Below are 18,388 nucleotides of genomic sequence, written 5' to 3' on the forward strand. Positions count from 1 at the left end.
CCTGATCACGGGCAAACAAATAGCCGCCAGTTCTCGCTGAGAAACCTGACGGCAAAAGAGAGATAGACGTGAATAAAAGAGGTACCCTTTTTGACAGCCATATGCTTGTCCAAGGTTGCGTTTGCAAAAGAAATCAGGAAGATATAACTACAGTGAAAAAAATTTGCATAGAGCATTTCTTCTATCAAGCGGAACATCATTGTGACTTTCGACTCTGACATGGGTTTTCAAACGAAATCGCCAAGACTGCTTTTTACTTTTTGTACCAAAACACCCTCAAATAAGCTGGAGGAATAAGTAGCGCTTTCACGCAATAACAGCTCTGAGTCCTGTGGTTCGACAATTCGGCTGCCTGATCGCCATGACAGGTACTGTCAGGATCACACGACTTGGTGAATATACCGTGTACCTCGTTGATCATCCTACAGGTATGGAAAAAATAACACCGCTCATCCCCCCGGAAATCAAACAACGAATTGAAGAGGAAATCAACGGTCTCACTTTTACGAAAAACTTTCGCTCTGCAACAGCGGAAGAGTGGTATGTATTTCTGCCTGGCTTTAAAGACCCGTTGACGGAAGGTGCCGCAGGCAAAGTGATCATCCACTACGATCTGTACGGTAACAGGGATGTCTTTATAAACACAACCATCATTTACGATGATCCGTCACTCCATCAGCCGGAGCTCCATCCTCTGGTCTACCAAATATCCGAAGAATTGGTCAATCGTCTGGTTGGCTACGCCGACACATTGCTTTCCGTTCACGCAGGGGCCAATTCCTATCAGGCAGAATATATAGAGCGCACATGAATCATCGCACATTACTCGCCGCCGCCCCCTGCTTTCTCCGTCTGTGTCTAGAGATTCTGCCTTTGAAGCATTGCGTATGAATGGCCGCTCTTTGGCCATATGACGAACTTGCAGTTCAAGACGAGTAGTCCGCTCCGCTTCTTCCTCGCGATGCATCCAATCAACCAGCCGTTTCCCCCATATGATGATAAAAAACACGCAAACGTGGTGAATCCGTATGGGAATGTACAGGGACAGGAAATCAAGAAAGTTTCCTTGTTTTTACGGAAACTGGTGCGGCCCCGGATGCAGTGGCCCTGAACCGCCGATTGATGACGTGGATGCCTGCTGCAGGAAGCATGACTTGTGCTACAAGAAACGAGGATATTTTGCCTGCAGCTGTGACCAAAAAATGCTGAAATGTCTAAAACACAAAAGGAATGCGGACACCGCAGCGGGCAGAAAAGCAATGATGATGTACTTGTATTATCAAAATAGCTTCTGCGACCCAAACAGATAGCCTATGGATGCCAAAAGCTTGACCGCAGCCCTGCCTCTGCCCTCCCCTTTTCGTCCCCTCAAAGCATGGGGGTATTTCATTGATAATTCTTCCTTGATGGACGAATAACACTGCCGCCAGAAAGAAATAATATTCCCAATGATATTTTGAATGGAGTGGATGGCATTGTATCGCTTTATAGTCAAGCTGGTAATAAATGGTATCATCTTGGTCCCTTTTATTTACTGGTTTACGGAAGCAACCATATGGGCCAGCATTGTCACATCGGTAGGTTTATCGGTCATCGCCTACCTGATCGGCGACCAGCTTATCTTGCGCGCTTCGAATAACCTGATCGCAACTGTTTCCGATGCAATCCTGGCAGCTGTCTACTTATGGGCTGTTTCCGCCTTCATGAATTGGAACTTCAGTTTTGGTGAAATGCTTTTTACGGTAGTAGTGCTTGGTGTTGCCGAGTTTTTTTACCACCGCTTTCTGGGAAGAGTCGACGAGCAGGAAAAACAAGGTACGTAAGCTTCGCTTCAGACACAGTATTATTTCGGCAGTGAATCAACAGCCATTTGGCCAAAAGATCCGGGTGAACAAACGAACCCCTGATCTTTTGGCTTTTTTGTTCCCCTCCATAAAGTTCTGTGTATGATGTGCGGCAAATGACTCGCTCTCCCAGCTTCTTCCGGTTACAATGACAACAGGAGGTGTCGTATAGAATGAAACAGACAACGGAGGTAGTAGCGGTCAGCATTTGATGAATTAAAGGGGGCCGGGTTTACTGTCTCTGCCGGGCAGTTGGGAGAGAATATCACAACACGCGGCATTAACCTGCTTGGGCTGCCAGTAGGTACCAGGCTCCGGCTGGGCGAAACGGCGCTTGTAGAGATTACCGGATTACGCAATCCTTGTGCTCAGTTGGACCGCTTCCTGCCAGGTCTGATGGCAGCACTTTTGGATCACGACGAGCATGGCAACCTGATCCGCAAGGCGGGAATCATGGGAATCGTGCTGGCGGACGGAGAAGTTAAGCCTGGCGATCCAATCTGCGTAGAGCTCCCGCCGGAACCGTACCGACCGCTTGATCGCGTCTGAAAAGTCAGGCACCTACACTACAATGAGAAATAGAATGGGAGAGAAATGAAAATGAATCCACTGCTGCTTGATTTCCCGAGTGAATTTTGCACGGATCGGCTGTTAATCCGAATGCCAAAACCAGGAGACGGCAAAGCTGTTTTCCAAGCGATCACCGCTTCTCTCGAAGAGCTAAAGCCTGTGATGCCTTTCGCCCATCATGAACAGACAGAACAGGATGTAGAAATCAGCATCCGTAAATCTCATTTGGATTTTTTGAAACGGGAGGACTTGCGACTTCTGGTATTTCATAAAGAGTCCGGCGATTTTATCGCCTCATCTGGACTCCATCGCATCAATTGGGCCATCCCCAAGTTTGAGATCGGCTACTGGATCGACACCCGCTTTAGCGGAAACGGATACATGACAGAAGCTGTCCAAGGAATTACCGCCTTTGCCTTTGAGGAATTAAAAGCACGGCGTGTGGAAATTCGGTGTGATCCCCAGAACGTGAAAAGTCGTGCCATTCCGGAAAGATTAGGATTTGTACTGGAAGGGATTTTACGCAACGACTTGCTTTCTGTAGACGGAAAGGAATTGAGGGATACCTGTGTGTTTGCCAAAGTAAAATGATGAAAAAGTTCAGTTCCTGGCAGCAGGCTTATGACAGCCTGTTGTTTTTTTGTATATAAAAAGAGCAGTAATGACATCAAGTGGACGTCAAGCAAAGGTACCAAAAAAAGTTGGTACTTTTTTCATTCATGTTCTCTTCGGTTTAATGTTTATAGAAAGCATCCCGAATCGGAGTGAACAGATATGCGTCAATCAAGACTATTCGTTTATTACTATATCGTTCTTTCGGCTGTCTTTTGGTTCGGAAGGTTGTATATCATCGAGGCCTATCATATGAAACAGGGTCCTGTTCCGCAAGAAGCTTTTCACACATTAATCGAATGGGTCAGCCTGTTCGCCTTTTTGTATATCGTCCCGCTGTTGGTAGCTGGATTTGTTGGACTGATCCGCTTTGCGAAAAGTAAAGAGCTTCCCCTGTTTCTCGGCGTACTTCTGAGCCTCTTATATATTCCGCTTGCGATTGGAGCCGGTTTTGTTTTGAATTTCATTTTTATCTTGCTGTTTTATGGATTTGCACCTTGATCGTCGAATTTGATTGGGTAATGACTTATGTGGTAATATTTGCTAAACTAAAAGTAACCTGATTAAGGGGTGATGCCAGTGCTGTATGTTTTCGGCGGATTACTTGTTTTGGTTGGTTTAGCATGGTGTCTAAGCGGATCAATTAGTATGAAAAAGCGGGATGAATACGCTCAAAAGCACTCGATGGACGATTCAATCGCTCACCAGACACTAAGTCAGATGCACAACAATCATCACCATTTCTAATGTCTGCGCGCTCTCTCGGGCGCGTTTTTTGTATGCATCTCTCTGATATGTATGCGGGATAGAAATGGGCCCCCTTTCCATGACACTCAAGTGTCCCTGTATAACGTCCAAACTTCCTGAAGAGACTAGCTTTTTGAGGGGGTGACTTGGATGGCAGACCGCGTTGAAAAAGGCAAACAGGAAGCAAACCAAACTGAAACAAACACCGTAACCTCTACCCTGGATGAAAGTGAAATCGTCAGACGTCATCAATACCAGATGTTCCCGACACCAGACGAAGATGAAGCAACGCCAGCAGCTAGGGGAATAACAAAAGTAGATCTCTAACTCTGCAACATGATTCGCGCCTTCACCTAATGCTGTGAAGGTGTTTTTTATGCCGTTCAAAGCAAAGGCCCCTCCTTGGTCACAGCCATAAACTCACCGCCGGAGGGCCTGTTTTTGTTTTTCGCTATTCATGTGTTAACTTAGCAGCACGCTAGGCTACTTCATTTACCTTTTCACCCTGTTTTTCGGGCTCTACAGTTCCTTTGCCTGCGTTTGCAGCCAGACTATGCTCCTTTTTTGTCAGGGAATAGCCATGCATATTGCTACCGTCATGTCCCATCTCCTGCTGCTGACTTTTGTCTTCATTGCCTAGAGACATTTCCTTCACCTCCCCTCGCCTTATTGTCTCCAATTGCAAAAAGCTGACCCCATCTGCATGCCTGTCACTGGTTTATACGCCGTGACGAGTCTGAGCAAGACTTTTGGGAAACAGTAAGAAGACCATAGCTTTCATTTCCAGGCAAATATGTTATGGTAAGAACCAGGAAAGTTGTTCCATATGAAAGAGATGGTTGCCTTCGCTTTCCATTTTTGTTTTTGCATCCACAAGGTATGTACCTTCATCACCATATACGTTATAGGAAGTGGTTCATGATGAAAGCAGTTATCGTCAAAAAGCCAGGCGGTCCCGATCAACTTGAGATTGCCAATTTGCCAATCCCCGAACCAAAGCAAGGAGAATTGCTTGTACGCGTACATGCAGCGGCAGTAAATCGAACCGATATCATTACACGCGAAGGAAAGGCAGGGTATGCCGCAAACCCTGTTTTAGGTGTTGAAATAGCCGGTACAGTTGTAGAAACGAACGGATACAGCTCCCTTTCCGCAGGTGACAGAGTGATGGGATTGGTCAATGGCGGCGGCTATGCCGAGTTTGCCATCATGCCAGCCGATCGGGCAATGAAAATCCCCGAGTCTTTATCGTTTGAAGAAGCGGCATCCATTCCCGAAGTGTTCCTCACTGCCTATCAAACGTTATTTTGGATCGGCAAGCTGCAAAAAAATGAAACCGTCTTAATCCATGCTGGTGCCAGCGGAGTTGGGACAGCCGCCATTCAGTTGGCAAAAAAACTGTGTAACGCAAAAGTAATCGTGACTGCCGGTTCCCAGAGAAAACTGGATTTCTGCCGGGAGTTGGGAGCCGACGTCACGATCAATTACAAAGAGCAGGCATTTGAAGAAGAGGTTCTGAAGTCTACAAACGGGCGCGGTGCCGATTTGATTCTGGACTTTATTGGCGCTGCGTATTGGGAGAAAAACCTGGCGAGTATAAAAAAGGAAGGGCGCTGGGTCCTCATCGGCATTTTAGGCGGAAGTGAAGTGGAAAGCGTACATTTGTTTTCCTTGATGGCGAAATGCGTCCAATTGACAGGGACATTGCTGACGCCAAGAAGCGACGAATACAAAGCTCTTTTAACGAAAGAATTCATGGAAAATGTTGGGGCATATCTGGAAAGAAAAGAAGTACATCCTGTCATCGACACCGTATTTCCGATTGAAATGGTAGATAAAGCTCATGTGTATATGGAAGAGAACCGCAATATCGGGAAGATCATCCTTCAATTCATGGAGTAGTTTTTGAAATGCATAACCGTATTGCAAATGCTTCAACAGAAAAAACCTCACCTGTTTGGGTGAGGTTTCTTTGGTAAGGGTGCCCTGTTCACTATTTCGGTTCAATGCCTTCGGCTATTCGTACGTTTCATCTGTCACAACCTTTATCCCGAGAATGAAAGCTGGCTTATCCGGTTTTCCATGAATCACGTCCGCGTAATAGAAATCCCTCAAAATAAAGCGTGTATAATTCGATTCTTCCGCAATTTTCTTAAGGAAATCGTCTTTCACGATCCCTATCAGTTCCAACGCTTTCATCTCGTCGCCCGAATCATGCAATGGTTCCGCAAATTCTACGTTTATATGGGCAATATTGCCGTCAATGTACATAACAGATACCGTTCCTACGGCATGTTCATAATAATGCCTGATAAACGGGGTCTTTGCTCCCGAACCATATAACGTCCATTCACCTTGCTCTGTTTTGAGCGGTTTTCCGAGCAGTTCCTCTACTCCGCCCGCTTGATCAGGAAGCCCTCGGGTTGATTGTACCAATTTGTTTATGTCCAAGAGAGCAGCGGGCATATCTTCCTCCGTTGGAGCCAGTACAGCCTTTTGTTCTGAGTAAGATGCATCCAACGGCTGGATTTCCTGCTCCTTATCAGTGCTGCAGCCCGTTAAAACAATGATCATTAGCAAAACGTAGGCAATCAGCTTCATGACACCCCTCCCACCATCCAGATTATACCAAATCCTTCAGGGCAATTATACTGGATGCAGTTTAAGCTGGTTCTCCGCCGTCTTTTCGTGAAAGAGCCGAAGCTGCGCCGTTACAACCTTTTTTATTAGGAGCGGAACCGCTCAAAGCTGTAATCGGTTCATTGATCGTTGCAATCATTGTCCGCAATCGGATCGCATCTCTCGACTTCTCCCCTTCTCCTTCTGTATGAGCGCTTGGCTCGGGCCTTTGACGGGCATCGATATCGCGGCATTATCGGACTTTTGTGAATGCTAATCTAATAATTGACCACCTAGTGGTACATCGCTCATAAAAAAGTTGACCACCTGAGCACCTCTTTCCTGTATCTTGTAGTTGTCTAGACAACAAGATATAGGAGGAAAGGAAATGCTTCAGATGGCTAATTATGAGTTTATCAGGAAACAACACTTTCTGCTAGGGAAGTCGATTCGTCAAATTTCTCGCGAAACTGGCTACTCGCGTCAAGTGATACGAAAAGCCTTGACATCAACGGAAATCCCTGTATACCAGCTTTCAAAACCGAAGCCGAAGCCAGTCATTGATTTTGTCAAGCCCATCATCTTGGAATGGCTGCGTCAAGATGAACAGGCTCCCCCGAAGCAGCGTCATACTGCCAAACGTATTTACCAGAGACTCGTTGACGAACATGGATTCACCGGCGGTGAATCTACTGTACGACGCTACGTCAGAGAGTTGCGGGTTTCTCCTCCTAAAGCATTTGTCCCTCTTGATTTCCCGCCAGGGCGATTTGCCCAATTTGACTGGGGTGAGGTTACGGTTCATTTACAAGGGAAACAAGTGAAGGTTCAAGTCTTTTGTATGCGTTGCACATACAGCAGAAAGATTTTCATCAAGACATTTGCTCATCAGAAGCAAGAGGCTCTTCTCCAAGGTCATGTAGATGCTTTTGAATTTTTCGGTGCTGTTCCCCAAGTCATCACATACGACAACCTGACAACAGCCGTTAAGAAGGTATTGGAAGGCAAAAATCGCGAGGAACAAGAGCGATTTATTCAGCTACGTGCCCACTACCTGTTTGAAAGCTATTTCTGTGATCCGGGAAAAGGGCATCAAAAAGGCCAAGTGGAAAACCTCGTACAGTTTGCCCAGAGGCAATTTTTTGCACCTGTTCCTAGTGTTTCTTCTCTGGAGGAGCTAAATCAAATCCTCCTCGAAAAATGTATCTCTTACGAGAATACAACCGTTCCCCGGTCTTCCCTAACGGTTGGAGAAGCATTTGTTCAAGAGTTGCCCATCATGCTTCCATTGCCTCCACGGCCATTGGATTGTTTCCGTGTTGTACCCGTGAAAAGCAATACGCTATCCATGATCCACATTGAAAAAAATGCCTATTCCGTCCCGGTTTCCTATGCATCGACCCAACTTATTTGCCGAGTATTTGCTGAAAAAATTGAGGTGTATCACGGAAAAAGCCTGATTGCGACGCATGAGCGGTGCTTGGAAAAAGGAAAGGAGATTTTGCAATACGATCATTATCTGGATTTACTTCTTATTCGCCCAGGAGCAGTTCTTTATGCTAGACCATTGCATCAGGCAGGATTACCCGCCATTTACCAAAAGTTCTTGGACAAGTGCCGTAACCGACCAGGAGGGATGAAGGAGTTCGTTCGACTCTTGCTTTTGCACCGTGAATTCGATACTTCTCTCGTCGAAGAAGCACTGGGGGAGGCCTGCCAAAAAGGGATGTTCCAGTATGATGCCGTAAGGCAATTATTGTTTCAGCGAACATTGCCGGAACACCGTTTGCCCCAACTCTCGTTGGCGGAGGATAGCTCTGTTCCACGTATTCAGGTAAAGGCCCCAGATCTTAGCCAGTACAATCGTTTGTTACAGAAAAGGAGTGTGGTTCATTGAGTACGAGTTTCCTGCTTGAAACCTACGCGAAACGCCTTCGCTTACCTGCGATTAAACGTGTCTATAAGGAAATCGCCCATGATGCTGCTGAACGGCAAATTCCCTACGAGGAGTTCCTCTTAGCCCTACTAGAGCAAGAAGTTCAGCAAAGGGATGCTAACCAAATCGCGAGTCGCATCAAGCACGCCAAATTCCCTTCTATGAAAACGCTCGATCAATTTGAATTCTCGGCGATTCCGTCCCTCAATAAGCCCAAATTGCTTCAACTGGCTCGTTGTGAGTACATCGAAAAGGCAGAGAACATCATGTTTATCGGAAACTCTGGCACTGGCAAAACTCATCTCTCCATTGCACTCGGGAAGGAAGCTTGCCATCATGGCTATTCCGTTCAGTTTTGGACTGCCGCTAAAATATGTAACGAGCTTATGGAAGCTCAGTCCCAAAAGCGAATCCTCCAGCTAGAGAGGCAATGGTTGAAAACAGATTTGATTATTTTGGATGAAGTCGGGTTTGTCCCTCTGAGTCGGACCGGGGCGGAGTTATTATTCCAATTTTGTGCGGCCCGCTATGAGAAAGGAAGCATGATCATTACCAGTAATCTGGAATTTACGGAATGGACACAGATTTTCAAAGATGAGCAAATGACGTCAGCCCTGGTTGATCGGCTTACCCATCGTGCCCATATCTTTGCAATGAATGGAGACAGCTATCGCTTTAAGCAGAGCATTCAAAGATCGTGATCATGAAAAAGTTACCCACCCGACGGGTGGATTGATTTTTGCCATGGTGGTCAATTTTTTGATGAGCACGGTGGTCAACATTTTGATTGACATTCACAGGCGGATGAAAACGAGGAAATTATTACCTTTTACGGTTGAAACCAGATGTAACTTGGGATAAAATTAACATAAAATTACAAATTTGGGGTGTGGAATGATGAAGAAGATCGCTGCGATTGTTTTTTCTGTCATGCTGGTTCTGTCTGTATCGAGTGCTGCGCTTGCTGCCAAGCCAGCGGAAGTTCGTCCATCGTGTGCGATGGTTCCATGGTGTGTGATTATGAATTAAGAACTTACAGGACTCTTATGAGGGGGGCTTCATGTGCCCTTTGGACTGAAGAAAACCCCGACAAAATGTGGGGGTTCTATCTGGGCTGGCACCTTACTTACAGGTGTCCGCTCTTTCTTTTTTTGAAAACCTGTCATCATGTCTACCATTCCATACGGAAAGGAGCGTGAAGGAGTGGATTCCGCATGATCGATATCGTATCAATCATTTTGATTACAGTTCTCCTCGTTAGTTGGGGTTTTATCGTAAACTCCCATTCGCTTCGTAAAAAATGGATTTATGTACTGATAACATTCGTCATGTTTTGGGGGATTGTTGAATTGATAGACTACCTTGCCCCTTCATCCCCTCACTATGAATAATCAATTACCCGTGACGCTAGCTTATTTACTTTTTTTTGTAAAAATGGCTATTGCCTCGGGTACTCTCCCTCCGCAAAGATACATTGAATGAAAAACTTCTGGAGTCCCCTATCCCGCTTGTAAGCAACCCTGAATTTTTTATTCAGGCCTCATTAAACGCTATATCCAGATCGTCGTCCCAAGAAAGAAAACCACCATGGCGCATAGCACCAATCATCAACACGCTCAACACGGTAAAAACATCAAAAAAGAAGCTTATTTTCTGTTCCTGAGAGCAGCCTTTGTATATTTGCCGTATGCCTGAAAACAACCATAAGCGCCATTAGGCACGCAAATATATAAAAATACAAGGTATTCCCAAAAACAGGAATAAATGAAATAACCGCAAAAAGCACTGTTGCACATATTGTGCCTAAAGAAACATAACGGGTCAAAGCTACTATTATCACAAAAAAGCCAAGGCATAAAAGGGCCATCACCCAGTCAACCATGAACAGCACAGCCACTGCTGTAAGTGCTCCCTTGCCCCCTTTAAAGCCAAAATATACCGGCCAGTTATGCCCAATAACCGCTCCTGCGCCTGCCGCTAAAAGGCTTACGCATTCTTTAGCCTCTCCCGAATAAAAGTAAACGCCAATGTACAAGCCTATCATACAGGCAATGATCCCTTTTAATATATCTCCCGCAAGAACTAACACCGCAGCAGATTTCCCAAGTACCCTCAGCGTATTGGTAAGTCCGGCGCTTTTGCTTCCATGGCTTCTTATGTCCGTGCCGTATATGTTCCCTACAATTACTGCGGTATTCAGGCTGCCCAAAAGGTAGCCCAAAATTAAGGCTGCCAAAAGCTTTATAATATCAATCATCGCTCTTCTCCCTTGGAGTATTCTCATTTTCTTTTATTTATCCATCTATACAGGGTTCATCCGCCGTCAAACCTGCCTCCTTTACCCATTGGTTATATCAATGAATGACTGCGGCCAAATATTTTGCCAAGCATATTTATGAACCTTTGCCAAGCAAATAGAATATATAGGGATGTTTTCTCTCATATTTGCCATTCTTTGGAGGTGTTCTCTCTCAGAATTCTTACATTCGGTAATTTTCAGATATTTTTGTTTCCTGGCTTCATTATAACATATCTCTTATTTTTTCAGATGTTCTCGCAAGTTTAAAGGGAGGGATTTTGCCGACGAGCGAATCCGATCTGGTTGTAAATTCGAGCCGTTTCCTGGGCTTCCTCTCCCCTTCTCCGTGTCTCTTTACGGTTTAGCTTCGGCAGAAAAGACATCTGTGCGCTCATCTTCCGTACCCCCTCGCGTTTTGCCATGGTATAACGTTGGTAGCGTATATACTTTCGATCTCCAGCATGGGGACTTTTCTTTTTCTGCCTCATACCTCTTCTGCTACCGTTAGTTGCGGAAGGGGGTGAGAACTATGACCAAGCGTCTGTACTTTTTTGTAAGTCTCCATGACGCGCTGCGAATCAGTAATGAACTTTCACAACTCGGTGTAAGTCGTTACCATGTACAGCCACACGATTTGGAAGTCGCTTTTGTTTTTGAACGTGTGTCAGAAGTTACACAGGTCGTCTTGAGGCGTTTGTTTGGTACAGATGGTGTGTCACAACAAGACTAACCCAGCAGCTGGTGTTTCCTCGAATGAGGGGCACCAGCTCCGTATTTCCATCGAAATATTGTGTTAAGCTTCGATATCTCATGAAAAAATGCTGTTTACAGAATCTCCCTAAAATGATACGTTATTGTCAGAACTTTCTGTGAGGAGGTGATCCGATGAAAAAGTTGCTTGCTGTTGTTTTTTCTGTGGTAATGGTTATGTCTGTAACTGCTGGTGCTACAGCTGCTGAAACACAAGGGTGTTATGCACAACGTGTTTGCCAAGAAATTTATTAATTGAACTTGTGTAGATCTTTCCATAACGGGACTGGAGCTTAAGGGTACTTTATGTACCCTTTTCTGTTTATTGGCTTCCTCCTCATCACAATTTCTCTTTTGGTAAATGACAGCTCCTTTTGCTTTGAAAAATCCGAAGCTCACTGCTTGCGGCATCTACTGGTTCCAGAAATGACAGTTACTCTTGTGCGCTGATCTTCCCTTCCCCTCACGGTTAGACCTCCGTGGTATAATTTTTGGCCGAGTTATTACCCAAATCTCCCTCAATTGGGGATTCTATAGAAAGTGGTTGATACGATGGTTTATGCCATCAATGACTGGGCCTTCTCTAATGACACAGAATTCCCTCATCAAGATTGGGACCTTTTTCTTACTGATTTAAGTACCGCTCCTTTACTACTATCACTATCAATGAATCCGAAAGTAGCGAAGGCTAAACGAAAAGTCTTTCTAGCTTGCCTATACCTATTTGTAGGTGATGCAGTTGGAATAGTAAAAGATAAAAACTACCTTGAGGAAGTCCGACTTTTTGTAGAGCAAGCATCATCCAATCGAAATTATTACATCCAACAATGGGTTTCTCGGTCGTTTCAACTTATTCAAAACCCTGAGCTTTTCGATTACAAAAAATGGTGTGATGGGATTGATATCTTTTCTTTCTGGGACGATTACGTTTTCCTTTGTTCCCGATATGTTTTGTAAAATCTAAGCCGTTCCTCCTGTTGCAAATCCTCGGTAAGAAAAAATCGCCCCTACACACCCGGACTTCATACCTTGCTGCTTGTTCGATTTCCTCATCAGTCATTCCGTATTTTTTCAGGAACCGTTCCCACCCGACTGGAATGATTTGAACTCCTTTATGAAGAATGCGGACCATCTTTAAAAAGGATTGCTTTTCCTTTTCCTGTTCCATGCCTTTACCCCTTCTTTACAAATTGAGTGATTTGAAAAATCGAATCGAATTGTAACAAATTACCACTACCTTCGTCCTTATAGTGGAAACAATACCAACACTTGAATCGGAGGTATTTCATTTTGAACAAAAAACTTTTTACATCGGGGAACTTAATAGTTGTTCTTCCTCTCTTATTTGCGCTTTTAATACCTGCAAGATTCTTACTTGACTCATCACCAGCCCAAAGAAATAAATTTGATTGGAACTTACAAGCCGGTTCTGCCAATGGAATTGTAGCCAAAACTCCAATTGATGTAGCGAGCAATTTGTATTACAACGATAGGCCGTTACGGAACGCACTGGTAAAAGTAACCTACTTTGACAATAACCAACACGTGAGTATTGTCATGCAACCTTACGAGGATGGATATGAAGGGACCGTTTTCTTCCAAGAATCAGGAAAATATACCCTTCGATTTTCTGTAGAGAAAGGAACTATTACTGGTTCAGAAGTTTGGGAAATTGATGTAAAAGAATAGGTGAGATGTGTTTTTTTGTGAAGACACCAATCTCATGATCCATTAGCAACGAATAGAGTTATAATTTACTCGACTCTTGTTCAAATAAGGATGATTTTGAATGCGACTCCCTTATTTTATCGGGCTTATTATTTACATACTGGTTTTGTCTCCAGTCCTGGCTGTAATCGCAGCCAAACCTTCACCCTCCGGATTCCTGATTGGTGCTGCGATCGTAAAATCATTCGCATTTTTCTTGTTCATACTAATCACTATCATTTTCTTCTCATACTGTTATCTAATTAAAGCTTACTCAAAAGGCCGCCACTCGTTTCTTGCGGCGATACTTGTATCCATTGTGGCACTTACTTCATTCACTCTTTGGGATCAGTATTTTTGTCATTTCTGTTATCCGGTTTTTCATGTCGGCCCAAATGAAACCCCTGTATCCGAGCGGAAATGAGTTACAAAATCACTGCTTAGTAAAAAGCCTCTTAGCAAACTCTAGGTGATCAAAAAATGGGCCTTACACATGAGTTTTTCTTAGTGCGGAGTGAAAGTTGAGCAGGTAGTTATAAGTGATAATCTTGTTATCTACATATGGGACTCTCTTCGTTAGATCCCTTCCTTTTAATCCCTCAACGAAAGAAAACCACATCGGTTTCAATTACCACGGTATAACGTTCATTCGTCACGAAGGTGCAAGACTTCTCAAAGACATTTGCTTAGGTTGGTCACACCTGTTTTCTCTGGCGCCTTCAACACGCCAACTCACTGGCGACTTTGTTATGGATGAGAACTAAAATCCTAACAACTTTGGCAGCTATTGCGGATCGGGCTTTTCACGAAAACTACATCATCGTTCACCACGGCATTTAGCATTTTGAGCAGGTTTGAAAGCTCATATATCATCCGCCCACCATTTTACAATAAACCCAAATAATGATAGAATATTAACAACTTTCAGTAAGGAGGTGATCCCATGAATAAGTTCCTTGCTGCTTCTTTGTCTCTTGCATTTGCTCTTGCTTTGCTCGCAGTTCCTTTGCATAATGCTCAAGCCGCAAGTATTACATGCATACCAAAACCAAATGAATGGTGGTGCGTCTAGATGCTAATCCGTGAGCGCCATCTCTCCGACCTGTCCTGACAAAAGTTTCTGTAATTGGAGGCGGTCGGAGTTGCCGATCACGCAAACTCTGAATTCTAATCCGGGTCCTCACACCGCCTCCCAAAGAGTAGCAATGGTTTCTGCATATGGTTCATCGTTTAGCTACTTTTCCTCGATATAATCTTTACATAATTGAGCTAGTTTTTAACATAATCATGATTATGTTAATTCAATGGCTGCTATCGTACAGATCACGTTCACCTCACCCTGTCACCCGCACGCTTGTAAATCCTGGTTGTCTGGATTGCAATGATAGGAAAAACTAGGTTCCCTCACCAGGAATGTCCGAAGAAATTTCGTCCAACAATCCTTCAGCGCTCCTTCTTTGGCTTCATTTTCACTTCCCCTGCAACCCTCAGACAAAAAGAAAAAACCTTGATTTTTCAAGGTTTCAACACTCTGATTCGATGTAGCGGGTGATGGTGCTCGAACCCTCGCCGCTAGCCTGAAAAGAAGGAAAAACAGTATCCCTGCAAACCCGTACTTATCTAAAAACCCTTGTAAATCAAGGGAGATGCAATCAACAATAAAGGAAGGTCATTTCTATTTCTGTTAGATTTGCCCGATAAGGAATCAATAGTAGGTACTCCCTCACTGTTATTGATCTGAAAGGAAACCTGTTTGGCCGCCCTTACAAATTTTTAAATCCATGAAAAGGTCCGAAATACCAGGCTTGCCTCTTCCTTTTACGATATGCTTGCCAAAAGCTCCTCCAGGCGATCCATGGTCTGTTCGGCACCTGGGACGGCATATACTTTCACCTTTCGAATATAGCGGCAGTTTCTTCGAAAACGGTGCTGTACGTAAGTCTGGTCTTACCATCCAGATCCTCAAAAATGGCTGTGGCCAGAAAATGAGGAAAAACATCGTGTTTGATGACGATTCGCTCGGGTTTAACGACCTCGACAAAAACATTGGTGTTGGGATAGTCAACGCCATCTGGACCGTGCATGATAAATTGCCATGTACCGCCCGGTTTCATCTCAAACTTCTGAAGAGTCAACGTAAAGCCTTGAGGTCCCCACCACTTTGACAGGTACTCCTCTTTCGTCCAGGCATCAAACACAAGATCGCGTGGAGCATCCAATACGCGAGTGATCACAATCTCGCGTTCGCCTACTTGCGCTCCGCTTTCGTTGTTTTGGTTCATGTCAATCCCTCCAAAATGAAATTGACTTCGACTTGCTAAACCTATAGCACAAAGCAGCTTCCCTTGCATTCCTTTCCATATGACACGGGGAAACCGTCATCATTGTTCAGCTCCTTTTTCAATCATAGCAAATACATACTGAACCGGTTTCTTTCAGATTGCTCTCTTGAATCATCCCAATCATTGTTTCCTACTCATACATTTAAACGGGGAGCATTACTCTCATGATATGATGAGGATAAAAAGCCTATAAAAAAACCCGCCGCAGCGGGTTTCATGTATGAGTGCTGACAAGCATTGATATGGACAGAAACGTATTTTCGTCCATATCAACTGACAGGGCCCCTCTCTTAAACGCTATTTGACCTTAACCAAAAATTGCCATTTCCCGATTATTCATATCCAACACTTCAATCTTCACAGTTCCCCCGAGATGACGGGACACCAAATCAGCCAATTCTTTCAGCGCCATGTGAAACTCATCGCTTCTGGTTTCATCTACTAATTCAATACAGAGGAATGCGTTTTTCGTCTTTTCTGTTAGCATCGTTCTCTGAGCTTCACGCCAATTCCAGCATCTGCATATGGCGCCCGCATCATCTTTATAAACAATTTCACCTTCATAAGGCGGAGCATTTTCATCACTTCCCAATGGAATAAACGGTTCGTTGCCAATTGCTTGTGTGAGCCGAATATCGCCTGCAAAAGTGTCGATATCTTCTCCGCCACACGGAAGTCCATAACGCAATGAAATGGAATTATAGATGTCGACAAGCGGGTTTATGGTTCCGATATGATTGCCGTTTTTCACTCTTTTTAATAAAGCTTCGATGGAGCACCTTGCCCCTTTCTTTGTCTTGAATTTCTGAAAGGCTTCCCGCCAAACGGATATGACTGGATTGCCGCTGAATTCCTCCAGCCTCAAGAATGTGTGTGCTTCTTTCTCAGCCTCCTGCAGCAGTTTCTCGTAGATTTCAACATCCCTTATGGAATTATCGATCCCTTGGCAAATAACGGTTCCAATTTTTGCGTGAGGAAATAGCGACCAAAAATCATCTTCAATGATAAATCTTGGCATCGAATATCTCTCCATTTCTTTTTGCTATATTGTTTGTGTAAAATCACGATTTGTTGTGTCACAACCCGACATGTCATCATCACACGCTTATGTTTTGGACGGGCTCGCAAAGGCGGAGAATACCCCTAGAGCAATATAAAAATAACCAGTCATCCGATTCATTAACTTTGTACTCGCTTTCCTACCCACAATCCGCTTTCTTATACTTGCTGCAAGAACAGCATACAGACCATCACTGATAAAAGCTAGGATAAGAAATATCGTTCCTAAAAGCAAAAATTGTGTTGTGACTGATCCAGCCGAAGGTGAAATGAATTGCGGAAAGAAGGATAAAAAAAAGAGTGCTGTCTTCGGATTCATTACTTCTACGAGTGCCGATTCGTAAAAAATCTTACGTAACCTTTTGCGAGGGGCTGTTGGAATTTCGGAAGTTGTTCCAGCGGATGCAGAAAATAAAGTTTTGCACCCCAGATAGATAAGATAAGCAGCGCCCAAGTATTTTACGATAGCAAAGGCTGTTGCCGATGTCATCAGGATCGCAGAAACTCCGATTGCTCCTGCCAGAACGTGAACAGAACCACCGAGTGATACACCAAGAACGGACACGAGCCCCGCTCTCTTGCCTTGATCGATACTTCTTGCCATAATGTAGAACACAGCAGGTCCAGGTATGATTAACAATGCAGCGGCAGCCATTACAAATAGCCAAATCGTTGAAAACTCCATAGGATGCAACTCCTTGTTGTATTTTTGCCCAAGCTGTAACCAGCTCCTCCTTGATTGGTGAAAGCAAAGTCAGACTTTATTTGTAAGGTTCGCTTTCATCAAGGAAGCAATTTGCTGCTCGTTTGAAAATGGAATCCGTTCCAACTGATTTATAACGAGCTCCTGTCTGTGCAAGGAATGGTTTTGACTTAGCTTTGCCTTTCCTTCCACCCGATCGATTTTGATTTTGAATCCTTGAACGCCTTTGTTCATACCAGAAAGAAACTCAGTATCTACATCTTGCAGTCTGTAAGGGCTGTCAGGAGCTTCATACTTCGCTACCATATCATTCATGGAACTCATTAATTCCTCTTCATCCTCGATTAGCTCAACTTCTCCGTAAACATGGACAGTCACATAATTCCACGTGGGCACTGCTTTATTGGTCTCGTACCAAGATGGAGAGATATAGCAATGAGGACCATGGAAAACGGTTAAGACCGTCTGATTTCGAATATCGTGCCACTGCGGGTTCGGACGGGCAAAATGACCGTACAAATGGGTTTTCTCCTTGTTCAAGATCAGAGGCAAATGTGTTGCAAAGGGCATTCCTTTATGAATGGAAAACAATGTTGCAAAACTGTTCTCCTGTATGACCTTGTAGGCGGCTTCTTCTTTCATTGTAAAATGCTCCGGGATATACATTTGCAATTCTCCTAATCCTCTTTTTGACATACAACGGATTTCCATTATCCAGTATGATATAACTCAAGCTGACATGTAAAAAAGGTACAGTATTGAAAAATCGCGCATGTCAGTGAGTGGAAAAGTGATAAAAGTGCTGACTGGCCCCTGGGGCTGCACGATAACAATCTGTCATAACCGGGCCGATTATTCAAATAACCCTTTCCGTTTCTCGCGCATCCACTGAGCAACCTGAATTTCCTCTTGATCCTCTGATTTTTCAAGCTCTGCAACAATCGATTTATAATCGGTATCGCTTCGATTCTGGCTCATTTTGGCCGCAGCTTCAATGGAGGTGATCTCAATTTCAAAACCGACGATCCCTTTCATTTCTCTCTCAAGCAGCTCAGGATCAAACGTCTCCCAGAGCCGACCATTTTCTCGGTGAGATTCATAGCTGTTTATGGCAGGATAAAAGTGCAGAGAATTGCGGCGGAAAACTGCAGAGTTCCACCGCAATTCTGAGGCCATGAAAAAGGCACTTGCCAACATCCC

21 protein-coding genes and 2 pseudogenes are annotated in these 18,388 nt (G+C 44.2%); 13 read left to right on the forward strand and 10 right to left on the reverse strand.

The window, feature by feature from the left end; genetic code table 11:
• Positions 1 to 430 precede the first annotated feature (430 nt).
• From NST96_RS14640 to NST96_RS14665, 6 genes and pseudogenes are all read left to right on the forward strand, one after another.
• Positions 431 to 811 carry a hypothetical protein gene (locus NST96_RS14640; protein ID WP_024983645.1) on the forward strand — a complete coding sequence of 127 codons (381 nt, stop codon included), beginning with the start codon at positions 431 to 433 and terminating at the stop codon, positions 809 to 811.
• 658 nt (positions 812 to 1,469) lie between these two features.
• Positions 1,470 to 1,823, forward strand: coding sequence for a DUF2512 family protein (locus NST96_RS14645; protein WP_342406540.1), 354 nt, complete (start codon positions 1,470 to 1,472; stop codon positions 1,821 to 1,823).
• Between the two features lie 246 nt (positions 1,824 to 2,069).
• Positions 2,070 to 2,393 (forward strand): annotated as a pseudogene (locus NST96_RS14650) (MOSC domain-containing protein); the annotation flags it as partial.
• Between the two features lie 51 nt (positions 2,394 to 2,444).
• A complete protein-coding gene (locus NST96_RS14655; protein ID WP_003390532.1) occupies positions 2,445 to 3,005 on the forward strand; it encodes a GNAT family N-acetyltransferase in 561 nt (186 codons plus the stop codon).
• A 183-nt stretch (positions 3,006 to 3,188) separates the two neighbouring features.
• On the forward strand, positions 3,189 to 3,527 hold the full coding sequence (locus tag NST96_RS14660; RefSeq protein ID WP_003390533.1) for a hypothetical protein: 339 nt from the start codon (positions 3,189 to 3,191) through the stop codon (positions 3,525 to 3,527).
• 396 nt (positions 3,528 to 3,923) lie between these two features.
• The gene (locus tag NST96_RS14665) at positions 3,924 to 4,100 is read left to right on the forward strand and encodes a hypothetical protein (protein ID WP_170208387.1); all 177 of its coding nucleotides are present in this window, start codon (positions 3,924 to 3,926) and stop codon (positions 4,098 to 4,100) included.
• 151 nt (positions 4,101 to 4,251) lie between these two features.
• On the opposite strand, the gene NST96_RS14670 is transcribed toward NST96_RS14665, so the two are convergent.
• Positions 4,252 to 4,419: a hypothetical protein gene (locus tag NST96_RS14670; protein WP_339166082.1), complete on the reverse strand. Its 168-nt coding sequence runs from the start codon at positions 4,417 to 4,419 to the stop codon at positions 4,252 to 4,254.
• 275 nt (positions 4,420 to 4,694) lie between these two features.
• On the opposite strand from NST96_RS14670, the gene NST96_RS14675 reads away from it, so the two are divergent.
• Positions 4,695 to 5,675, forward strand: coding sequence for an NAD(P)H-quinone oxidoreductase (locus tag NST96_RS14675; protein WP_003390534.1), 981 nt, complete (start codon positions 4,695 to 4,697; stop codon positions 5,673 to 5,675).
• A gap of 114 nt (positions 5,676 to 5,789) precedes the next feature.
• Here the strand turns inward: NST96_RS14675 and NST96_RS14680 are convergent, their stop codons facing one another.
• Complete coding sequence (locus tag NST96_RS14680) at positions 5,790 to 6,374, reverse strand: hypothetical protein (protein WP_024983650.1); 585 nt, start codon at positions 6,372 to 6,374, stop codon at positions 5,790 to 5,792.
• 406 nt (positions 6,375 to 6,780) lie between these two features.
• On the opposite strand from NST96_RS14680, the gene istA reads away from it, so the two are divergent.
• From istA to NST96_RS14695, 3 genes are all read left to right on the forward strand, one after another.
• A complete protein-coding gene (istA, locus tag NST96_RS14685; protein WP_251256056.1) occupies positions 6,781 to 8,289 on the forward strand; it encodes an IS21 family transposase in 1,509 nt (502 codons plus the stop codon).
• Entirely contained in the window at positions 8,286 to 9,029 is a 744-nt protein-coding gene (istB, locus tag NST96_RS14690) for an IS21-like element helper ATPase IstB (RefSeq protein ID WP_025846873.1), read from the forward strand. Before istA ends, istB begins: the two co-directional genes overlap by 4 nt.
• A gap of 196 nt (positions 9,030 to 9,225) precedes the next feature.
• On the forward strand, positions 9,226 to 9,357 hold the full coding sequence (locus NST96_RS14695; RefSeq protein ID WP_255320384.1) for a hypothetical protein: 132 nt from the start codon (positions 9,226 to 9,228) through the stop codon (positions 9,355 to 9,357).
• A gap of 604 nt (positions 9,358 to 9,961) precedes the next feature.
• Here NST96_RS14695 and plsY read toward each other — a convergent pair.
• Both plsY and NST96_RS14705 read right to left on the reverse strand, forming a co-directional pair.
• Entirely contained in the window at positions 9,962 to 10,585 is a 624-nt protein-coding gene (gene plsY, locus NST96_RS14700) for a glycerol-3-phosphate 1-O-acyltransferase PlsY (RefSeq protein ID WP_003390540.1), read from the reverse strand.
• A 305-nt stretch (positions 10,586 to 10,890) separates the two neighbouring features.
• Positions 10,891 to 11,022, reverse strand: a complete 132-nt coding sequence (locus NST96_RS14705) for a hypothetical protein (RefSeq protein ID WP_264484574.1) — start codon at positions 11,020 to 11,022, stop codon at positions 10,891 to 10,893.
• Between the two features lie 134 nt (positions 11,023 to 11,156).
• On the opposite strand from NST96_RS14705, the gene NST96_RS14710 reads away from it, so the two are divergent.
• The gene (locus tag NST96_RS14710; protein WP_003390542.1) at positions 11,157 to 11,357 is read left to right on the forward strand and encodes a hypothetical protein; all 201 of its coding nucleotides are present in this window, start codon (positions 11,157 to 11,159) and stop codon (positions 11,355 to 11,357) included.
• 870 nt (positions 11,358 to 12,227) lie between these two features.
• On the opposite strand, the gene NST96_RS14715 is transcribed toward NST96_RS14710, so the two are convergent.
• Positions 12,228 to 12,545, reverse strand: a complete 318-nt coding sequence (locus NST96_RS14715) for a hypothetical protein (protein WP_031933044.1) — start codon at positions 12,543 to 12,545, stop codon at positions 12,228 to 12,230.
• Positions 12,546 to 12,667: 122 nt separating this feature from the next.
• On the opposite strand from NST96_RS14715, the gene NST96_RS14720 reads away from it, so the two are divergent.
• Positions 12,668 to 13,066, forward strand: a complete 399-nt coding sequence (locus NST96_RS14720; RefSeq protein ID WP_003390545.1) for a hypothetical protein — start codon at positions 12,668 to 12,670, stop codon at positions 13,064 to 13,066.
• A 961-nt stretch (positions 13,067 to 14,027) separates the two neighbouring features.
• Positions 14,028 to 14,156 carry a hypothetical protein gene (locus NST96_RS14725; protein WP_264484573.1) on the forward strand — a complete coding sequence of 43 codons (129 nt, stop codon included), beginning with the start codon at positions 14,028 to 14,030 and terminating at the stop codon, positions 14,154 to 14,156.
• A 746-nt stretch (positions 14,157 to 14,902) separates the two neighbouring features.
• On the opposite strand, the pseudogene NST96_RS14730 reads toward NST96_RS14725, so the two are convergent.
• The 5 genes and pseudogenes from NST96_RS14730 to NST96_RS14750 form a co-directional block, all read right to left on the reverse strand.
• Positions 14,903 to 15,366: pseudogene (locus NST96_RS14730) on the reverse strand (SRPBCC family protein).
• A 367-nt stretch (positions 15,367 to 15,733) separates the two neighbouring features.
• Positions 15,734 to 16,444 (reverse strand): B3/4 domain-containing protein, encoded by a 711-nt coding sequence (locus tag NST96_RS14735; protein WP_342404153.1) that lies wholly within the window; start codon positions 16,442 to 16,444, stop codon positions 15,734 to 15,736.
• 87 nt (positions 16,445 to 16,531) lie between these two features.
• Positions 16,532 to 17,170, reverse strand: a complete 639-nt coding sequence (locus NST96_RS14740; protein WP_031933358.1) for a LysE family translocator — start codon at positions 17,168 to 17,170, stop codon at positions 16,532 to 16,534.
• Positions 17,171 to 17,239: 69 nt separating this feature from the next.
• Positions 17,240 to 17,854 carry an FMN-binding negative transcriptional regulator gene (locus NST96_RS14745; protein ID WP_227278668.1) on the reverse strand — a complete coding sequence of 205 codons (615 nt, stop codon included), beginning with the start codon at positions 17,852 to 17,854 and terminating at the stop codon, positions 17,240 to 17,242.
• A gap of 186 nt (positions 17,855 to 18,040) precedes the next feature.
• Complete coding sequence (locus NST96_RS14750; RefSeq protein WP_342404154.1) at positions 18,041 to 18,385, reverse strand: hypothetical protein; 345 nt, start codon at positions 18,383 to 18,385, stop codon at positions 18,041 to 18,043.
• Positions 18,386 to 18,388: the final 3 nt, after the last annotated feature.

Source organism: Brevibacillus sp. FSL K6-2834 (assembly GCF_038592925.1).
GTDB classification, from domain to species: Bacteria; Bacillota; Bacilli; order Brevibacillales; family Brevibacillaceae; genus Brevibacillus; species Brevibacillus borstelensis.